The sequence below is a fragment of the Mesorhizobium sp. M2C.T.Ca.TU.002.02.1.1 genome, from assembly GCF_003997225.1.
This window is the reverse complement of record NZ_RZTO01001051.1, coordinates 1-1,807: the sequence shown is the minus strand read 5'-3', so window position 1 is coordinate 1,807 and position 1,807 is coordinate 1. Positions and strand designations below refer to the sequence as shown.

The window sequence follows — 1,807 nt, the reverse complement described above, 5'->3', positions numbered from 1 at the left end:
GATCACCGGCCAGTTGACGAGATGCACAAGCGAGATGAAGTCGGCGAAGCGCCATTCCGAAGCGAACATGTTGCCGCTCATGCCGCCGTCCAGCGGCACCAACGTGTCCTGCAGCGGCAGTTTGGCGCGCGGGAAGAGCATGTGGAACGAGCCGTCGAAGGCATTGCGGAAATCATGCGCCAGCCAGAAATCGGCCTGCGCCATCAGGAACTCGGCATAGCCTTGCAGCCAGAAGCCGTCGGCGCGGTCGAAGCGGAAGGTCAGCGAAGGCGCGGCATCGCTCGTGTCGATGCCGCCGCGCGAGAGCGACGCCATGATGGCGGCGAAGCTTTCGTCCGGCGCAATTGTGCCGTCTTCGTTGAGATCGATGCCGGCGCGGGTGAGATCGACGACCATGCCGATGTCGGCATCTTTTGGCACGGAGCCGAGCGTGGCGGCGGATTTTTCGAGCCGGTCGCGGAAGGTGACCAGGATGGCGCGGAATTCTTCGTAGGTCAGCGGCTGCGGGTTGGGGTTGTCGGGCACGGGCAACTGCATCAGCGGCAGCATGAAGGATTTCGGGCTCTCGAAACCGTGGCGATGCAGGCCGCCGGCGAGAAGCTCGAGCGCGGTGAAGAATTCGCCGGCGCCGGCCGCATAGGCCGAGGCCGGGTCTTTCGCGGCTGCCGCTTCCAGCGTCGACAGCGCCGTGTTCCGCTCGGCCACGCTCTTTGCCTCGAACATGGACTTGGCCGCGTCCGGCGTCTCCGCCCAGGCGAAGGACGCCGGCAGGACTGCAAACAAGGCTGCTGCAAGGATCGCTCTAAGCATCGTCATCGCCCTCCACTTCATGACAAGGCGAGCATACACGCATTTCGCTCAGCCCGAGATGCCCTCCGACAGGATCGCCGGCGACCCGCTTCAACCGGCGCTTCGGACAGTCTACACAGGGCGAAACTGGATGGGCCCGTGTCGAACTATCCGCTTGCCTACAAATTGTCGTGGCTGCCGCGCCTGCTGAGGCCGTCGCTTGCCGGCGACAGAAGCGGGTTTACGGCCCGGGCTGCGAATTTGCTCGATCCGCAGCCGACGCTGAAGGTGCGGCTGGCCTTCGTCGGCGACATTTCCGCCGTCGCCAATCGCGATGCGCCGGAATGCGATCCGGCGATCGCCGCGCTGCTTTCGTCCGCCGACCTCGTGATCGGCAATTGCGAAAGCCCGATCGTCGACCGCCCACATGCGGCGATGGGCACGTGGCTCGGCACGCATCACGCGATGAGCGAGCGTTTCCTGGCCGATGCGCTCGCGGCCGCCGGCATCGCGCGCGACAGGCTCGTTCTGTCCCTGGCCAACAACCACATGCTCGACCAGGGCATCGCCGGTTTCGAGGAAACGCTCGCGGCGCTGAGCCGGCTCGGGATCCGAACCATCGGCACGGTTGCCGGCGGACCTGTCCAGCGTCACGCGGCCGGATCGCTGACGGTCGGCTTTGCGGCCTTCACGCTCTGGCGCAACACGGGCGCCGCGCCGTTCGAAGAACGCGTCTCGATGCATGCCACCGAATGGCCGCGCGCCGCCGTTTCCGGCATCGACCTCACTTGCGCCGTGCCGCATTGGGACTGGGAGTTCCGGCACTTTCCGAGGCCGGAGACCCGAGCGCTGGCGAGGCGGCTGGCTGATCATGGCGCCCGGCTGATCGCCGGGCACCACGCTCATGTCTTGCAGCCCATCGAGCGCATCGGCGACAGCGTGATCGCCTATGGGCTTGGCGATTTCCTCGGAACGGCCCTTGCCAGGCAGCCATGGCCCGGACGCATCGGCTCCATTC

1 protein-coding gene and 1 pseudogene are annotated in these 1,807 nt (G+C 66.2%); one reads left to right on the top strand and one right to left on the bottom strand.

Features of this window, described 5'->3' with window-relative positions:
• A pseudogene (locus EOD07_RS33185) lies at positions 1-816 on the bottom strand (hypothetical protein); the annotation flags it as partial.
• A 132-nt stretch (positions 817-948) separates the two neighbouring features.
• On the opposite strand from EOD07_RS33185, the gene EOD07_RS33180 reads away from it, so the two are divergent.
• Positions 949-1,807 (top strand): CapA family protein (locus tag EOD07_RS33180; RefSeq protein WP_127238232.1); only part of this gene is annotated, 859 nt, incomplete at its 3' end.